The organism is Thalassospira sp. GB04J01 (assembly GCF_000751115.1).
GTDB lineage: Bacteria > Pseudomonadota > Alphaproteobacteria > Rhodospirillales > Thalassospiraceae > Thalassospira > Thalassospira lucentensis.
Genome location: NZ_CCDX020000006.1, coordinates 121476 through 139754, shown reverse-complemented (window position 1 = coordinate 139754; position 18279 = coordinate 121476). Strand labels below are relative to the sequence as shown.

Annotated in this window: 17 protein-coding genes; 5 read left to right on the top strand and 12 right to left on the bottom strand. The window is 53.0% G+C overall.

Translation table 11 applies throughout. The features are described 5' to 3' along the window. Positions 1–4 precede the first annotated feature (4 nt). The 5 genes from AMM48_RS04435 to AMM48_RS04420 all read right to left on the bottom strand — a co-directional run bounded on the left by AMM48_RS04435 (position 5) and on the right by AMM48_RS04420 (position 3804). On the bottom strand, positions 5–619 hold the full coding sequence (locus AMM48_RS04435) for an NUDIX domain-containing protein (RefSeq protein WP_102783081.1): 615 nt from the start codon (positions 617–619) through the stop codon (positions 5–7). A 12-nt stretch (positions 620–631) separates the two neighbouring features. Further along, positions 632–1429, bottom strand: a complete 798-nt coding sequence (locus tag AMM48_RS04430; RefSeq protein ID WP_102783080.1) for an alpha/beta fold hydrolase — start codon at positions 1427–1429, stop codon at positions 632–634. A 159-nt stretch (positions 1430–1588) separates the two neighbouring features. After that, entirely contained in the window at positions 1589–1750 is a 162-nt protein-coding gene (locus tag AMM48_RS22140; protein ID WP_022733184.1) for a hypothetical protein, read from the bottom strand. A gap of 113 nt (positions 1751–1863) precedes the next feature. Next, positions 1864–2247, bottom strand: coding sequence for a hypothetical protein (locus AMM48_RS04425; protein ID WP_102783079.1), 384 nt, complete (start codon positions 2245–2247; stop codon positions 1864–1866). A 27-nt stretch (positions 2248–2274) separates the two neighbouring features. Continuing rightward, positions 2275–3804 carry an NAD-dependent succinate-semialdehyde dehydrogenase gene (locus AMM48_RS04420; RefSeq protein ID WP_102783078.1) on the bottom strand — a complete coding sequence of 510 codons (1530 nt, stop codon included), beginning with the start codon at positions 3802–3804 and terminating at the stop codon, positions 2275–2277. A 197-nt stretch (positions 3805–4001) separates the two neighbouring features. Between AMM48_RS04420 and AMM48_RS04415 the strand changes: the two genes are divergently transcribed. Then, positions 4002–4466 (top strand): cytochrome c, encoded by a 465-nt coding sequence (locus tag AMM48_RS04415; protein ID WP_022733187.1) that lies wholly within the window; start codon positions 4002–4004, stop codon positions 4464–4466. Between the two features lie 145 nt (positions 4467–4611). On the opposite strand, the gene AMM48_RS04410 is transcribed toward AMM48_RS04415, so the two are convergent. The 7 genes from AMM48_RS04410 to AMM48_RS04380 form a co-directional block, all read right to left on the bottom strand. After that, positions 4612–5535 (bottom strand): ArsR family transcriptional regulator, encoded by a 924-nt coding sequence (locus AMM48_RS04410; RefSeq protein WP_102783077.1) that lies wholly within the window; start codon positions 5533–5535, stop codon positions 4612–4614. A gap of 62 nt (positions 5536–5597) precedes the next feature. Continuing rightward, positions 5598–6422: a carbohydrate ABC transporter permease gene (locus tag AMM48_RS04405; protein WP_102783076.1), complete on the bottom strand. Its 825-nt coding sequence runs from the start codon at positions 6420–6422 to the stop codon at positions 5598–5600. Beyond that, positions 6422–7318: a sugar ABC transporter permease gene (locus tag AMM48_RS04400; protein ID WP_244271115.1), complete on the bottom strand. Its 897-nt coding sequence runs from the start codon at positions 7316–7318 to the stop codon at positions 6422–6424. The genes AMM48_RS04405 and AMM48_RS04400 overlap by 1 nt, the downstream gene beginning before the upstream one ends. 89 nt (positions 7319–7407) lie before the next feature. Continuing rightward, on the bottom strand, positions 7408–8679 hold the full coding sequence (locus tag AMM48_RS04395) for an ABC transporter substrate-binding protein (protein ID WP_102783074.1): 1272 nt from the start codon (positions 8677–8679) through the stop codon (positions 7408–7410). 104 nt (positions 8680–8783) lie between these two features. Beyond that, entirely contained in the window at positions 8784–9881 is a 1098-nt protein-coding gene (gene ugpC / locus AMM48_RS04390; RefSeq protein ID WP_101304269.1) for a sn-glycerol-3-phosphate ABC transporter ATP-binding protein UgpC, read from the bottom strand. Positions 9882–9956: 75 nt separating this feature from the next. Next, entirely contained in the window at positions 9957–11477 is a 1521-nt protein-coding gene (locus tag AMM48_RS04385; RefSeq protein WP_102783073.1) for an alpha-N-arabinofuranosidase, read from the bottom strand. 220 nt (positions 11478–11697) lie between these two features. Further along, positions 11698–12426 carry a cytochrome b/b6 domain-containing protein gene (locus tag AMM48_RS04380; protein ID WP_102783072.1) on the bottom strand — a complete coding sequence of 243 codons (729 nt, stop codon included), beginning with the start codon at positions 12424–12426 and terminating at the stop codon, positions 11698–11700. A 297-nt stretch (positions 12427–12723) separates the two neighbouring features. Here AMM48_RS04380 and AMM48_RS04375 point away from each other — a divergent pair, with 297 nt between their 5' ends. The 4 genes from AMM48_RS04375 (at position 12724) to AMM48_RS04360 (ending at position 17951) form a co-directional block, all read left to right on the top strand. Then, positions 12724–13992 carry an imelysin family protein gene (locus AMM48_RS04375; protein WP_102783071.1) on the top strand — a complete coding sequence of 423 codons (1269 nt, stop codon included), beginning with the start codon at positions 12724–12726 and terminating at the stop codon, positions 13990–13992. 100 nt (positions 13993–14092) lie between these two features. After that, complete coding sequence (locus AMM48_RS04370; RefSeq protein WP_102783070.1) at positions 14093–15556, top strand: di-heme oxidoredictase family protein; 1464 nt, start codon at positions 14093–14095, stop codon at positions 15554–15556. A gap of 66 nt (positions 15557–15622) precedes the next feature. Further along, the gene (locus AMM48_RS04365) at positions 15623–16756 is read left to right on the top strand and encodes an imelysin family protein (RefSeq protein WP_102783069.1); all 1134 of its coding nucleotides are present in this window, start codon (positions 15623–15625) and stop codon (positions 16754–16756) included. A 58-nt stretch (positions 16757–16814) separates the two neighbouring features. After that, the gene (locus AMM48_RS04360) at positions 16815–17951 is read left to right on the top strand and encodes a DUF1513 domain-containing protein (protein ID WP_102783068.1); all 1137 of its coding nucleotides are present in this window, start codon (positions 16815–16817) and stop codon (positions 17949–17951) included. Positions 17952–18279 lie beyond the last annotated feature (328 nt).

Here is an 18279-nt window from a genome sequence, read left to right as displayed (position 1 = left end):
AGCGTTAGTCGAAGATTTTCGCCAGTTGGGCATGTTGTAACAGAATGACTGTTTTGGCGTCCCGAATGCGGCCATCGGCCACCATAGCAAGGGCGTCTTCAAACGGGGTTTCGAGAACATGGATATCCTCGCCCTCCTCATGAAGGCCGCCACCCTTGCCGGTTTGATATTCCTTGGTGACTTCGGCCATGAACAGATGCAGCCGTTCGGTAACCGAGCCCGGGCTCATAAACAGATCAAACAGCTTTTGCGGCTTGCCGATTTTATAGCCGGTTTCTTCCTGCACTTCTGCAATCACGGCAGCCGCCGGATCGCGGTCATCAAGCAAGCCTGCCGGGACTTCGATCAGCATGCCGTTTTCATTGCCGTTTACAAAGGTCGGCAGACGAAATTGCCGGGTCAGGATCACGGTGCGATCCGCACGGTTATACAGCAAAATCCCCGCCCCATTGCCCCGGTCATAGGCTTCGCGTTGCTGTCGTTGCCATTCACCATTCTGACGGCGCAGATCAAACGTCACGCGGTAAAGATGATACCAGTTATCCGATAGGCATTCGATGTCCTCGACCCGGATCGCATCGTTGGTGGGCAACTGCCATCCCTTGGGAACGTCAACCATTGCGACAGTCTCCTAGCGGTTTAAAAACGCCGATAACGTCAAAAGAACCGCATCGGGTTTTTCGGCATGGACCCAGTGGCCTGCGCCTTTGATGCTGGTAAAGGCCGCCTTGGGAAACAGCGATTTGATGTGATCGCGGTCCTTGGGATCGACATAATGCGAATTGGCCCCGGAAATGAACAAGACATCCCCGTCATATTGATCAGAAAGATCGCTTTGCGGCCAGCCGGTGATGTCGGATAAATGATCGGCCATGGCATCAATATTGACCTGCCACGCCATTTTGCCGGTCTCCTTGTCGGTCGTGACACTTTGGGCCAGAAACTGGCGCACGCCTTTTTCGGCAATCCCCGATGATAATGCGTCTTCGACCTCGGCCCGGCGTGACACGGTATCGAAATCAACGCCGCGCATGGCGGTAATATAGTCGGTATAATCATGGTCATAGACCACAGGGGCGATATCCACGACCACAAGGTCGGACACCAACCCGGCATCTTTGGCATTTTGCGATAAAGCCAAAACCATGGAGGCCTTACCGCCCATCGAATGGCCAACCAGATGCACCGGTGTGTCAGAGACATCCTTGATCAGCACGGCCAGATCGTCGGCCATGGCGGGGTATGTCATGTCCATATCCCAGCCCGACCGTCCGTGATTGCGCAAATCGGCCGTCACCACATGATATTTTTCCGCCAGACGCCGGGCAATCGCTGTCCAGTTGCGCGCCTGCCCGAACAGACCATGGACAATCACAATGGTTCCATTATCACGGTTTTCTTCGCCAAAGGCGTAATGGGCAAGCTGCATGGGCTGATATCTCCGGGCTATGCGTGATCTGCCTCATTCATAACCGCAAGAATCGCCAAGGTGAAGCCCACATACGAAAACACCCCCGCATGGGAGGAATGCGGGGGTGTTTTTCAAGGTACGGAATGAACCGCACCGGAATTCTATGTCGCGCTTGAATTAAGCGCCGGCAGCAACGCCACCATGCGGTTTACGGTTTGCACCGAACAGCGCGCCGATCTTGCGTACAAGGGCAACAAACATCTGCTGCATCGCTTGTGCACGCAGACGTTCTGCTTCGCGTTCGATAGCAACCAGGTCATAATCACGATAGGCTTTCATGGCCGTATCCTTTCAAAAGCATCACGCGCTATTCGCGCTTGGGTTTCGCGTTTCATTTCGTTGAACCCGATGTACGCCTGTTTGTTGATCCCTACGAGAAGAGTTTTCTCAGCTCACCCATGCATTTGACGCATATCATGAAACATTATCGACACATTTTCATCATGCGCCTGACGCATGATTGTCTCATGACAAATAACATGCTCGATTTGCTGCATTTTTCCCATGCCATCCAGTGAAGGCTGCGGAGCGAACTTGTTAAAGTTCCAAATTACCCCGGCCTTCAAAGGTCTCATGGCCTGTAAGCGCAGAAGAAAACGACACGGATAGTGCTTTGCGGCATACGGTTTTTTGGCAACAGGTGCTAAAAACCGACCAGATATTCTACTGGAGTCCTTCTGCACAATTTTGCATGGCTTGGTTCGGGCATAAAAAACGGCAATAGCATCCTCTGCTATTGCCGTTTTGCGATCTTTAAAATCGATCCTGCTGGTCAACCCGACCGATATTGGGAAATTTCATTCTCAACCGATGGCGTAGTTGAGGTATTTGGGTTCCAGATATTCTTCGAGTCCCCAATGCCCGCCCTCGCGGCCCTGTCCACTTTCCTTAACCCCGCCAAACGGTGCGCCTTCGTGGCTGGTGGTGCCGTCATTGATCCCGACGACCCCTGCTTCGAGGCGATCAGCAATCCGTTGAATACGTCCGACGTCCCGGCTGTAGACATATGACGACAGTCCCGTGCGCACCCGGTTCGCAAGGGTGATTGCCTCATCCTCGGTCTCAAACCGGTAAATTGGCGCAACCGGCGCAAACAGTTCCTCATCAAAGCAATCGGCATCAAGCGGCACGTCTGTCATCACCAAGGGCCGGGTGAAGTGACCATCCGCAGGAAGCTCTGCCCCGTAGTGCAGAGTCGCCCCGGCCTTTTGAGCATTTTGGACCAGCCGTTCGACCTTTGCCACCGCCTGACGGTTGATCAACGGGCCAAGCTCCATCCCCGGGATAAAGCCATTGCCGATGGTCTGGGCATTGCTTGCGGCAATGAACTTTTCAACAAAGGCATCATACACACCGTCCTGAACAAAGATGCGATTGGCACAGACACAGGTTTGACCGCTGTTGCGGAATTTCGAAATCATTGCCCCGGCGACCGCGACATCAATGTCGGCATCATCCATCACGATGAACGGCGCATTGCCGCCAAGTTCGAGCGACAGCTTTTTCATGGTTGGTGCACATTGCGCCATGAGGCGTTTGCCAACCTCGGTCGAGCCGGTAAAAGATAACATGCGGACCCGTTCATCGCCGGTCAGAGCCTCGCCAATCGGTTGGGGCAAGCCGGTGACAACGTTAAAGACCCCGGGCGGGAATCCTGCCTGATGGGCAAGTTTGGCCGCAGCCAGTGCTGAAAGCGGAGTATCTTCGGCCGGTTTGACAACGACGGTACATCCCGCGGCCAGTGCCGGGGCGCATTTACGCACCACCATGGTCAGCGGGAAATTCCACGGCGTGATGGCGGCAACGACCCCCACCGCGTGTTTTTGAACCACAACCCGACGATCCCGTTGGGTGGCGGGCATGGTTTGGCCATAGGCGCGCTTGGCTTCTTCGCTGTACCATTCGGCATAGGCGATGGCACCGACGACTTCGCGCAGCGCCTGATCATAGGGTTTGCCCTGTTCAAGCGTAATCAGGGATGCCAGTTCTTCCTGATGGGTTTCAAGCAGGTCACGCCAGCGGCGCAATATCGCCGCCCGGTCCTTTGCCAGTCGGGTTGACCATGCCGGGAACGCCTCAGACGCCGCATCAATTGCCCGGCGCGCCTCGGATGTGCGCATGAACGGAACACCGCCAATCACATCGCCCTTGGCCGGATCAATCACATCAAGCTTTTCACGGCTGTCTGCTTCGCGCCATTCGCCATTGATATAGGCGCGCGTCAAATCCCAATCACGAATGACAGCACGTGCGCGTGCGCGGCCTTCGCGAATGGCGGTTTCGTTGGCATTTGACGGGGTACCATCGGCAGATTTGGGGGCGACAGAAGACATTCGGGGCAGTTCCTTTGAACGCACGCGTTGAAAAAAGTCGTCGATTTCACGCGCTTGTGATTCCGGTTTTTGGGGCACAACTGGGACACTAAGCTGACCGGCAGTCCAGAAGCAACAAGATGCTTGCTTTATAGATAACAATAGAAGGCCTGTCTGGTGATCAGAGAGACATGCAAAACCAACGTAGAGAGAACCCTATGAAGCACCTTGTTACTGCAGGCCTGCTCGGCGCGATGATCGCGGCAGGGTCCGTTATGCCGATGGCAGCCAACGCTGACGAGATGATGGATAACGAAACCGTTGAAACCCGGAAAATGTTGATGGATGGCATTGGCGGCGCGATGGGCACACTTGGCTGCTATTTAAAAGGACAGTGCGACCTTCCCGATCCGGTCGTGCGCAACCTTGCAAATGGTATCGCCTTTGCCGCCACGGCAGCACCAAATGCGTTTGAGCCCAAAACCATGGATGCATCTGTCAAAACCACGGCAGATGAAAAAATCTGGTCTGACTGGGATGGCTTTGCCAACCGCTTCCCCGAGCTTAAGAAAGCTGCATTGGCAATGGCATCTGTTGCCGGTGACAAAGCGGCCATGGGGGCAGCCATGGGTGATCTTGGCAAAAACTGCAAAGGCTGCCACGACGAATATCGCACGAAATAAGAAAAGTTAGGCTCACCCTTCCTTGGGTGAGCACCCCGGTCAGTAATTTCATCTCCCTCTGCTGTCCCCCAACAGCATCAAGGAAATTCTGACCGGGGAATTTTTTGCGATGGCGACCTTCGGACCGTCCAGATGCCTTGGATGATTAAAAATGCAAGGTCATGGTGATGTCCTGATCATGGTCGCCAAAACCGCGTCCAAAGATATTGACCCCGCCGGGGTTCGCCGCATTTTCATCGACGCCAATCCTGAAGCGGACCGAGTGATGGTCCATAATTTCAAGCGTATTGATTGTCTGTGCGGAAATCTTTTTCCCATCGACCCAAGTGCCGTTTTCATCAATGACCCACGTCTTGAGTTGCCCGTACTGGGATCCTTCAAGTTTCCACCAGCCAGGTGAATACAGTCCACGTCGATCCCCAAAATCACCCGGTGATGTCCATGTGCCAACATTGAACCCGTTAATCCAGACGGAAATGTCCGATGGCCATTCGCTGTTGGTTTCAGGCGTTTCAGAACTCAGCTCAGCGGTAATTTCCAGTCGTTTGGGCTGCCGTCCGGTCACCATCGCGTTGTTGGGAAACTTGTATTCAACATGGCCGCGGGTAAACCAAAGAAGGGCTGCCTGCATGCGTTGGGGATCAAGGAAAACATTGGGCACATCAAGAACACCCACAACCCGTTCGACCGAACACATCCCGCAAGGTGCACCGACATCAAATTCGGTAAACAGACCAATCGGCATGCTGACCACAACCCGGTCATTATCCGAAGTGTTCTTGTCATCATCAAACCGAATATAGATTTCCCCATAGGCCGCCGAGCAAATCTTTTGATTGCCCTTTTTGGCCTTCATCGTCTGGGTTTCAACCAAACCCGCCTTTTCAAGCGTTTTGATGTTGGTTGCCACAGTAGATTGCGGCAAACCCATCTTCTCGGCGATTTCATTGACGTTCTGCGGGCCATTTTTACGCAAAAGATACAGGATATCGATCCGTGTCTTGGATGCCAGTCCCTGAACGATATCTGCATCCTTGACCGGATCGACCGTCAGTAATTTTGTCTGCATGACTTTTTATTGTTCCCTGAAGGTTTCCCTAATCCCTGCCCTTAGGGCAGTTTGGCATAAACCTAGCCCTTGATACCAGATGACAACATGATTGCCTGTGTCACGCGGCGCTGAAAAATAAGATAGGCAATGGCAACCGGCATGGCCGCCATGACGGCGATTGCCATGTCACGCGCATATTTCACGCCAAAGGCATCACCGACCTGTGTGATACCGACCGTAATTGTCATCATTTCCTCGGACGTGATGACCAAAAACGGCCACAGGAAATTATTCCAGGCCATGATAAAGGTGATGATCGACAGAGCCGCGGTAATCCCCCAATTCAAGGGCAGGTAAAGCTTGAACAGGATCTGAAATTCGCTGCAACCGTCAAGCTTGGCTGCCTCGCGTAATTCACGCGGTACGGAATCAAAGAACTGCTTATAGACAATCACCACCACGGGAATGATCACTTGGGGCAGGATAATCCCGGCCCAACTATCGACCATGCCGAACTTATGCATCAGGATGAACTGCGACACGACAAGCGCCTGTGATGGCACCATGAAACTTGCCAGCACAATCAGGAACAAAGCCCGACGCCCCGGGAAGACGATCTGCGACAGCGCATAGCCACACATCATGCTGATCATGATGACGACAACCGTAATCAGCACAGATGTGCCAATCGAGTTTATGTACCACCGCACGATGTTGGTTTCGAGCAACGCCCAAACGTAAGAGGAAATATCAATCGTTTCAGGAAGAAAAGTTGTTCCTGCGACAACATCGGTTTCGGGTTTGATCGATGTCACAATCGCCCAATAAAGCGGGAACGCCCAGGCACAGGCCGCAATGACCGTAAAGGTGAGCAACAGGATATTACCGGTTTTCATGTTTCCCATCACGATTTCCCCCGCGCTTTAAGCAGCTGATATTGCAAGACCGATACAATAACGATCAAAACAAACAATGCGACCGCCACGGCGGATGCATAGCCGCCCTGATTGCGACCAAATGCCTCGCGGTAAACAAGTTGCAGCAGCACATAAGTCGAATTGAACGGCCCCCCCTGTGTCATCAGGTAAATCTGATCAAAAATCTTGAGCTGCAAGATCAGCTGCAATGTCAAAACCAGTGCCGTTACGGGCCAGAGCAACGGCCAGGTGATACGGCGGAATTGCTGGAAACGGCTTGCGCCGTCCAACGAGGCGGCTTCGTAGTAGTCTTGCGGAATGTTGCGAAGGGCAGAAATGAACAAAAGAACGTTAAACCCATTGGTCCACCAGATGGTAACCAGCGCCACCATCGGCATGGCCCATAAGGGATCGCGGAACACACTGATGCGTTTTCCGGCCACCGCTTCAATAAGCGGCTGTGCCACGCCAAATTGTTGATCAAGAACCCACTGCCAAATTTGGGTCACGACCGTCACCGGAAGGATATAGGGCATGAAAAACAAGATCAGGATACCGGCCTGAACCATGCCGTTCAGACGTACAATCATCATCGCAATGCCAAGACCGATCAGGGTGTTGGGAACGACCGTCAAGCCAACGAAATAAAGCGTGTTATACACCGACGTATAGAACAGCTTGTGCTGGAACATCCGGACATAGTTTTCAAGTCCCACCCAATCGCCTTCTCCGATCAAAGGAGCGTCGGTGAAACTCATCGCGAACATTTTATAGACCGGATAAGCAAACACCACGAGATAGCACAGAACAAACGGTGCGATCAGCAGGATTGCCGTCAGTGTCTTGTTATTCTTGGACTTTGGCCGCATCGGTAGCCACCCCATCTCGAAACTTCTAGCAATACAGAAACTCATCGTTGAAAAACGATGGCCGGCAGTAGGGAGGCATGCCGACCATCGATCCTCACGCGTGATCAGTTCATATTCGCGTTTTTCAATTCATCGCGAACCATTTCAAGTGCCTCTTCTGGGTCAAGCTGCCCGTTCAATGCTGGTACAATGAAGTTCTGGGTCGCCTCATAGATCGGTCCTGCAACACCTGCGATGGGTGATTGCGGATCAAAGACCGCCGTATCAGCCAGCGAGGAATAGGTCGCATTCGGCTCCATTTCCTTGAACTCCGTGCTTTGTGCGACGGGTTTGTATGCCGGAATGTGACCAGCTTCGGCCCATGCCAGACTATGGTCATTCAGCCATGCAATGATCTCAAGCACGGCTTTTACCTTTTCCGGGGAAACCGGGTTTTCTTCACTGTTGGGAATGGCAAAGGCGTGTGAGTCAGCCCAGGTTGCCGGTTTTCCCATCAATACCGGGATTTGTACAGCACCCCATTCAAAGCCGAGATCACCGCTTGCGGCGAGATCCTTCATAGTCGGAACTTCCCATACACCATTGATGTGCATGGCAGCCCGCCCGGAGGTGAACAGCGCAATCGATGCTTCGTATGAAATCAGTTCAGGTGAATATCCCGACGAAACCCAGTTGGTCATGGCTTTGAGCGCTTCGAGCCCCTCGTCACCAGGCAGGATTTCATCGCCGTCCATGAACTTGCCGCCTTGCTGGGACAGCAGCGTATAGAAGACGCGCCACATTGAACCGCCTTCATCGGTATGCAGCGACAGCGGAATTTCCGAACCGGATTCTTTGAGTTTTGCAAGGGCGGCGTTGAAGTTTTCGAGCCCTTCAAGTCCTTTGGGCTTGCCATCATCACCCAGCAACCCAGCCTTTGCCAGCGCGTCCTTGTTGTAATAAAGGACGATGGAATGAATATCGAACGGGATGCCATAAAGCTTGTCATCGACTTTTGCCGCATCGAAACTTGATTCGAAATAATCATCTGCGGACAAACCGGCCTCGGACAGCTCGGCGTCGGTGATCGGGCGCAACACACCTTGCGGGACCGCGAGCGGGAAGCGCGACAGGTGATAGGTCATGATATCGGGCTGTTGACCGACTGCCGTTGCGGTTTGAACTTTGGTATAGAACGGTGTGCCCCATTCCAGTGTCGTTGCGTTGATCTGAATATCGGGGTGGGTTTCGTTGAATTCCTTGATCAGGGCCTTCATACGGACCCCGTCCCCGCCCGCAAGAAAGTCCCACCACGTAATATCGGTTTTGGCAGAGGCGCTAAAAGCACTGCCGAACAATACCGCAGCGGAAAGTGCTGCCTTGATAGCTGTTTTCACGACGTTTCCTCCTTGATAACCGGCATTTGGGCCGGTTGGTTTGAGCCCGTATCACGGTTGTATTTTTTTATGTTTCCGGACCGGGCATATTCTTTCGGGACGGCCTAACGCAGGCGTGCCCCATCGGCATCGAACAAGAAAAGATCACGCACAGGTAACGTGACCTGCAGGTCTTCCTGATCAATGCGGTTGCGTTCCGAACGACGTTCGATGGTGACGCGAACACCGTCCTTGGTCTGGGTATGGATGTAACTGACCCCACCCAGTTCTTCGGTAAATTCGGGCTTGAGCAATACGGTCGGTCCGACCGTCTCATCATGTTCAAGTCCGATGTTTTCGGGGCGAATGCCAACTGTGACCGCATCACCTGCGTTGAGTGTTGCCGATCCACTTGTGATATCGAATGTCGTGTTTGGGGCATCATCAAGCGTGATGGTGATCTTGCCATCTACGCGGGGTTCATTGACGATCCCCTTTAGGAAGTTCATTTTCGGCGAACCGATGAAGCCCGCGACGAACTGATTATCGGGATTGTCATAAAGATCGAGTGGCGAGCCGATCTGTTGTACTGAACCGGATTTAAGCACCACGATCTTATCGGCCAATGTCATGGCTTCGACCTGATCATGGGTCACATAGATCATCGTCGCCCCGATTTGATTGTGCAGACGTGCGATTTCCATACGCATCTGAACACGCAGTTCGGCATCCAGATTGGAAAGAGGTTCGTCAAACAGGAAGACTTTTGGTTGCCGCACAATCGCCCGACCAATTGCAACACGCTGACGCTGCCCGCCCGAAAGCTGCGATGGTTTCCGGTCAAGATGGTCTTCAAGCTGAAGAATACGTGCTGCCTCATCGACCTTTTGCTTTATTTCGTCTTTGGGGCGGCGTGCGATCTGCATGCTAAACGCCATGTTATCAAAGACGCTCAGATGCGGATAAAGCGCATAAGACTGAAACACCATTGAAACGCCACGCTTGGCCGCTTCGAGATGGGTGACATCGACGCCTTCGATGTCGATTGTGCCCCCTGTGGTTTCCTCCAGCCCGGCAATCATTCGCAACAATGTGGATTTTCCACATCCCGACGGCCCGACAAAGACAACGAACTCACCCTGCTCGACCTTGATATTGACGTCATGAATGACATCGATCGGGCCATAGGCCTTTTTTATATTACTGAGCGAAACACCCGACATTTCCACTGTCCTCCCGGAAAACTGTTCCCAATGCAGTCTGGACTAGCCCGCATAAAGCGGGCCGGTCACAGCACATCAGGCCGATGCATCAACGGAAATGCGGATCAGGTGATAGGACAGTGGTTTGAGCGTTCCAACCAGCTTGCCATCTTGAAGGGCAACGCCACTGCCTTTCTTGGGCGTCACGGTTGCGGGCGCCTCAATCGTATTGCGGTCGTCAAGTTTAAAGCCCGACAGTTCGGAATGTTCGATCACGGACGCCGCACCAAACCCTTCAAGGGCCATATCAAGCGTTAGGTCATCGTCCAAATGGCGGTTGATCAGGAAGATATTAAGCGATTTTCCGTCCTCTGCCAGCACAGCCGAGGTATCAAGATATGGCACATCCTGCGAGACATCACAGTCATAGGTCGGTCCATCAACACTAACATTAAGTGCCGTTCCACGACCGTACTTTGACGCAAATTGCAGTGGATAGTAGATCGTCTGTGCCCATGCCGGTCCACCTTCGCGGGTCAGGATCGGGGCAATCACATTCACAAGTTGGGCCATGCAGGCAATCTTGACGCGATCTGCACGACGGATAAAGACGTTGAGAAGGCTGGCGACCAAAAGAGCGTCTTCAAAGTTGTAGACTTCTTCCAGCAGTGCCGGGGCGACAGGCCAGTCCCATTCCTTGATGCGCTGATCATCTTCCTTGCGGTTGTGATACCAGACATTCCATTCATCAAAGCAGATTTTGACGTCCTTTTTCGACCGCTTCTTGGCTTTGATATAATCAATCACGCCACCGATGGTCACGATATAACGATCCAGCTCCATCGCGCGGCCGAAATAGTTCAACGTGTCCTGTTCCTCATTGCCAAAATACTTGTGCAACGAGATGTAATCGACACTGTCATAGCTTTCCTCAAGGACCGTTGCTTCCCATTCTGGATAGGTTTGCATCTTGTCGTTTGAGGACCCGCAAACGATGGTTTCAAGCGATTGGTCAAAATACTTAAACGCCTTGGAAACTTCGTTCGCCAAATGGCCGTAATCGCGCGCGGTCTTGTGACCAACCTGCCAAGGGCCATCCATTTCATTGCCCAGACACCAGATGCGCACATCATGCGGATCGGCATAGCCGTGCGACTTGCGCAAATCCGACCAATAGGTTCCGCCCGGATGGTTACAATATTCAAGGAAGTTGCGCGCATCTTCCAGCCCACGTGACCCAAGGTTCATCGCCAGCATCATCTCGGTATTGGCGAGCTTGGACCAATCGGCGAATTCATTCACGCCCATCTGGTTGGTTTCACGGGTTCGCCATGCCAGATCAAGACGCGTAGGACGTTCGTCACGCGGTCCAATGCCATCTTCCCAGTTATAGGCCGAAACAAAATTTCCGCCGGGGTAGCGTACAATCGGCACATCCAGACCACGCACCAGTTCCAACGTGTCCTGACGGAACCCGTTTTTATCCGCCGTTTCATGACCGGGTTCGTAAACGCCCGTGTATACAGCACGCCCCATATGTTCGAGAAACGAGCCATATACCCGCTTATCGACCGTTGCGATTGTGAAGTCCTTATGGATTGTAGCGCGTGCCCGCATGGCTGTTTCCTCACCTGTGTTTTGTTCTTTGGTGAGGTCAGACTAGGAAAGTGATTTTTTCACATCAAGTATTTTGTTTTATATCACAATTACGGGTACAAAAAATCCGGTATATATCCGTTTTTTGGTTTTCTTTAGTTTGAAATATCCGTTCGGCAAGTCAGTAACTTACCGCATTGCAACACATTTTCAGATTAGTATGATGATATGATAAAATATTTCACCCACTTCGGGCAAGGGTTACAATTCCCCAGACAATAACACCACAAATAGCAAGAATCGCGATTCCCAGGACCGGTGATTTAAACCGGATGGTCTGGAAAGACGTTGCCAGTTCTGCTGGAACTTTCCGCGCGCCCGTCACCATGGCACCGATCAGGTTTTCGCGTTTGACGACAAGATAGAACAGGGCGGCAAAAACATGCAGGCCAACAGCAACGTAAATCAGATTGATATTGGTGTGATGGATCCAGTTCATGATGCGTGCAACATCGGAACTGGCATAGGCCACAAGCGGCCCGTCAAAGAACAGGAAGGTATCCTCGCTGGCAAAAAGTCCACTGACGGCCTGAATACCGACCAGCACCAACAAAACCACCACCATCCAGCCCCCGGCCGGATTGTGTCCGGCATAGGTTAATTCCGCGACAGAGCCTTTGGGCACCTTCGATGCATAGTCCAGAACCCGTTTTGGTCCGGTCAAGAAAGATGAAAACCGTGCGTTTGAGCTGCCGACAAACCCCCAGATGATCCGAAACAGCACCAGCGCAAGGATGGTGTATCCAGCAATCGCATGAAGATCGATCATCACCTGTTGGTTGGTCCACCACGACGTTACGATGGCGGCGACAAGCGCCCAATGGAACAGCCGCACCGGAAAGTCCCAAAGTTTGACCTTTTTCTCACCGGGCGTTTCGCCAGACTTGTCATCGGTTATCGGCTCAGCCATACGATCCCCTTTTCACGTACCAGCATTCAATTGGGTTCAGCCCCTAGTCATAATGCCGCGTTCCGCCCTGATGAAAAGTTCAAATCGAAGATTTCCCTTCAAAAACATTAAAAAATTCGACCTAAAGTCATTCTTCAATTGAAAATCATTATCACAAGCAGTATCAATTGGATGGAAGCATAGGGATCGAAGCACATATTTGGCCGTGTAATTGTTTTATTGTGCACGTCATATGTGTCTTTGCGGTCCCCGGGGCTTTGCCCTTGGCTCACCTTTCAGGGATAGATGGGAACTCCGATGAAAATCGCTAAAATTCTGGGGACGGCCGTACTGGTTTCGACCCTTGGTGCGCAGGCTTATGCCGCACCGGCCGCAAAAGACGTTTTGACCACCTATGCCGACATTGCACATGCCGGTTATGAAGACTCGGTCATCACCGCAAAGAAACTGCAAACCGCCGTTAACGCACTGATTGCCGATCCGTCCGCAACCAGTTTTGATGCTGCAAAATCGGCTTGGTTGGCAGCACGCGCCCCTTACCAGCAGACCGAAGTGTATCGTTTTGGCAATGCCATCGTTGATGACTGGGAAGGTAAAGTAAACGCATGGCCGCTTGACGAAGGTCTGATCGACTATGTCGAAACCGACCTTTACGGCGAAGAAAGCGAAGAAAACCCGGCCTATGCCGCCAATGTCATCGCCAATCCGAGCCTGTCGATTTCTGGCGAGACGATTGATGCATCGATCATTGATACCGGCCTGATCGAAAGCCTGCATGAGATTGACGACGTCGAAAGCAACGTTGCAACCGGCTATCACGCGATTGAATTCCTGCTTTGGGGTCAGGACCTTCATGGTACCGACGCCGGCAACGGCGATCGTGCATGGACCGATTATGCCAAGGGTGATGCCTGCACCAATGGCAATTGCGATCGTCGTGGCGCGTATCTTAAAGCCGCAACCGATCTGATGGTATCCGATCTTGAATGGATGACCGCACAGTGGGTTGATGGCGGAGAAGCACGTGCAGCCGTTCTTGAAGGCGACGGCGTTCCGGGCCTGACCGCAATGGTCACCGGCATGGGGTCGCTGTCTTATGGCGAACTGGGCGGCGAGCGGACCAAACTTGGCCTGTTGCTACATGATCCGGAAGAAGAGCATGATTGCTTTTCGGACAACACCCATAACAGCCATTATTACGACGCGCTGGGCATCCAGAACGTTTACCTTGGCCGTTACACCCGTGTTGACGGATCAGTCGTCGAAGGTGCATCGCTTTCCGATCTGGTCGCTGCCAATGACGCAGCACTTGATACCGAATTACGCGGCAAACTTGCAAGCTCGGTTCTGGCCGGTAAAGCCATGGTCACCCGCGCAGAAGGCGGTGAAGCGTTTGATCAGTTGATCGCAATGGGCAATGATGATGGCAATGCCGTTGTTCAGACCTTTGTTGATGCACTGGTCGATCAGACCAAATCAATCGAACAGATCATTGCAGCAGTTGGCATTGATGGCATCGAGTTCGAAGGCTCCGACAGCCTCGACAATCCGACGGCTGTCAACTAAGCCTGATGTCCTGATACCTGCCTTTTACGGCACCAAGCGGCGGGGGAATGGTTTCTCCCGCCGCTTTGCTTTGTATAAGAACAAGAATTAGAACAGATATATGAAACGTCCCGTTTTAAACCATGCCCTTGCGATAATTCTTGGTCTTGCCTGCGGTACAGCCAGCACGATGCCCTGTGACGCATTGGCGCAGCAAACCGGCGACGATGCCTATCCGGGTGGTACAACCACATGGCTTAAACCCGATGGGCGCAATGCCTTTACCCATTACTCGGCCAATATGGCCTTTGAAAAGCGGCTTGATTTCAAGCTTGGCGAAGCCCTTTTTCAAAGGCTTTGGGTCACCGCACCGACCCGAACCAAGGCGGCAGACGGTCTTGGCCCGCTGTTTAACTCACGCGCCTGTAACGGATGTCATATCCGCAATGGTCGGGGCCATCCGGTTGATGAAAATGATCCCGGTTCGGGGGCAACATCTATGTTGCTGCGCCTGTCTATCCCGCCCCAAAATACCGATCAGTTGCGCGATCATTTAAATGGCAAGGTCGCCACCATTCCCGATCCGGTATACGGCGGGCAGTTTCAGGACTTTTCCGTTCCCGGCATCCCGGCCGAAGGTCGGGTTACGGTTACCTATAAAACTGTGCCGGTTGACCTTGAGGGTGGTGAGAACGTCACTTTGCGAAAGCCAACCTATGGCATGACCGATTTGGCTTATGGCCCGCTTCATGCCGAGATTATGGTCTCCCCGCGCCTTGCCCCGCCAATGATAGGATTGGGGCTGCTTGAAGCCATTTCTGATGACACCTTGCTTGCCAGCGCCGACCCACAGGATGCCGACAATGATGGTATTTCAGGTCGGGTGAATTACGTTTGGGATCTTGCCAAGGGTGACCTGGCAATTGGGCGGTTTGGTTGGAAGGCCGGCATGCCGACCCTTGATCAGCAAAACCAAAATGCGTTTCAGTTTGATATCGGGCTTTCGACCCCGCTTTATCCCAACGGGTCGGGCGATTGCACCGAGGCACAAACGCTTTGCCGCAATGCGCCAAATGGCAACAGCCCGGAATTTGAGAACCTTGAAGCGCACAGCCAGATCACCGATCTTGTGCTGTATTATGCGCGCAACATTGCCCCACCCGTGCGGATCAATGCCGGTGATGCGGACGTAATTGCCGGAAAAGACATCTTTAACGCCATTGGGTGTGCCGCGTGCCACACGCCACGCTATGAATTGCCCGAACGCGCTGATTTACCTGAACAATCCGGGCAGGTAATCTGGCCGTATAGCGATCTGCTTCTCCATGACATGGGGGATGGATTGGCTGATCATCGACCAGAATCACAAGCATCGGGCCGCGAATGGCGCACCCCACCACTTTGGGGAATTGGCCGTGCAAAGGAAATTGATGATCGTGCGCAGTTCCTTCATGATGGGAGGGCAACAACCATTCTTGAAGCCGTGCTATGGCATGGGGGCGAAGCCACGCCTGCGCGCGACGCGGTCACAAAATTGCCACCATCTGATCGCAGCAAACTGCTGGCGTTTCTTAAATCACTTTAGGCTGTTATGAGCCGGTATAAGCTTGGCCCTCGCCTTGTAAATCACGTGAATATTCGGAAAACACACATGTCCTTAAAATTCTGCTGGCGCACCACAAGCTTGTTGACGACGGCAACCGCCTTGATCATCATCAGTACCGCCGCCCCAAAGGCATATGCCGACATTCCCGATGAAGACTATCGACCGATCCTTGAGCACCTGCTGACAACGGTGATGCCGCCCAAGCTTGATGCCCTGAACGACGCGACGGTGGACTTGGCCGATGGCCTGACGAATTTTTGTTCTGCCCCGGATGCGGACGGACTTTCGGATGTCAGAGGTGACTTTCACGCTGCCATGGACATCTGGCAGGAAATTCAGCCCTGGCGCATGGGACCGTTGGTGGCCAACGGCCGGGACCAGCACATTGAATACTGGCCAGACAAACATGGTACGGCCACGCGTCAATTCCGCAAATTGATGTTTAACAAGCCCGTCGCCTTTACCGATCCAGTCAAACTATCCGAAGCCAGTGCTGCGTTACAGGGGTTCCCGGCCCTTGAAGAAGTTCTGTTTGATGACGCGCATAGCGACGCATTGATCAGCGCCAATGAAGACGGTGTTTTCCTGTGCCAGTATGGATCGGCAATTGCCACCAATCTTGTCGCCATCACCGGTGAATTACGCGATGATTGGCCGGGTTTTGCCGAGGCGATGAGTACGGCTGGCGCCGACAGCATGGACTACCCGACAGCGAAATTTGCCGCGACCGATCTTTATCGTGCCCTGCATGAAGGGCTTTTGATCATATCGACCCAGAAACTTGGCCGTCCGTTGGGCGATGAGGAAAAAGACGCCAAAGCCAGCCGGGGTGAGAGCGAAACATCCAAGCGGTCGCTTCGCAACATCCACCATAACCTGATCGGGCTTCTTGCCATTTATGATGGCAAATGGGGCGATGCTGGCGAAGAAGGCAAAGGTTTGGCCGCATTAATTGACAGCAGCCTGCTGGATCGGTCATTTCGCCTGAACTGGCAGACCGTGCAAGACACTCTTGCGGACCTGCCGCCGTCACTTACGGAACTTCTTGATCAGCCGGATGGCTATCAGAAACTGGTCGACCTTCAGGGCCAGATCGATTTCCTGACGACCCTTGTTGAAAACGATGTTGGCGGCAACACCAATCTTGGCGGCGGATTTAACGCCCTTGATGGTGATTGACGCCCGTTGGATTTCACACATCTGGCGAACAGGGCATTCTTGGATTGGAGACACTGACATGAGACATCAACGGCGCGAGTTCTTAAAACTCATGGGGGTTGGTGGGGCATTTACCCTGTTGCCGCTTGATCTTGCGCGTGCAGCGACACCAGCAGCACAAGACCGAGCCACTTATATCTCGGCCAGTGCCGGAGATCATGACGACTATTATGTCAGCGCGTTTAATGCCGCTGGTAAAATCCTGTTTGAACAGCCCCTGCCCGGTCGCGGTCATGACCTTGGCCTGCGCCCCAATCATGTTGATGTGGCTGCTGTTGAGCGCCGCCCGGGGTTATATGCGCTGATCCTTGACCGTCATACCGGTGATGTCCGCGCGAAATTGCACTGCCCGGAAGACCGCCGGTTTTATGGCCATTCAATCTATTCCAACGACGGGCGGTTCCTCTATGTCAGTGAAAACGATTTCGAACATCAGCGTGGCGTGATTTCTGTGTGGGATGCCAATGACGGGTATCGCCGGGTCGCGGAATTTGACAGTTATGGCATGGGGCCGCACGAACTGCATTTGATGCCCGGCGGGGATCAGATCGCCATTGCCAATGGCGGGTTACACACCCATCCCGATCACGATGGCCGCACGCCACTTAACATTGCCACCATGGAACCGAACCTGTCGGTGATTGATCGCAAAACCGGTAAGCTTGTCCATCAGGCATCCCTCAAACAGGACTGGCACCAGTTGTCCATCCGTCACATTGATGTCGCCAAAGATGGCGCGATTGCGGTTGGATTCCAGTATCATGGCGGGCTAACCGACGAAGTTCCGCTTGTTGGCACCTATCGTCCGGGCAAGGAAATCCGGGCGATGGAAGCCCCTGATACGGTTCAGGTGCGCATGCGCCAGTATTGCGGATCAGTCCGGTTTGATGCATCCGGTCAGGTCTTTGGCATTTCCTGCCCGCGCGGCGGTATCGTCACGTTCTGGGATGCAAAAACATCTGACTTCCTGACCCACATTGCCGCACCGGATGGCTGTGGCCTGTCGGCAACAGACCGTGCGGGCGAGTTCGTCAACACCAGCGGCCTTGGCAATGGTTGGCGAATGGATGCGATTCGCCGCAAACGGGTTGAATTGCCTGACGATTCGCACAAAAGCCTGCGCTGGGACAATCATTTGCAGCGTATTGCGATTTGATGACGCCATATCTCGGCATAAGATAACACCACAAAAAACCGCACAAAACATAAGGTTTTCCATAGTTCGTCAGGCTGCATGGCCCGGAAACCTTATGTTTACCCAACTGTTTTTGTCGGGATATTTACATCACACAATACTCAACTAAAACTTTTATGCAATTGATAACGATTTTCACTTGCGCCATGATTTTTCCTGCCATATAACAGGTCTCGACACAGCCCGCGAATGCAACCCATTCGCATTTTGTCCCCAAAATGGCTTGTCTCTCACCTACGGGTCCTCTCTCCCCGTAGGCCTCTCAAGGTGGTAAGCGGTGGTTATCGAT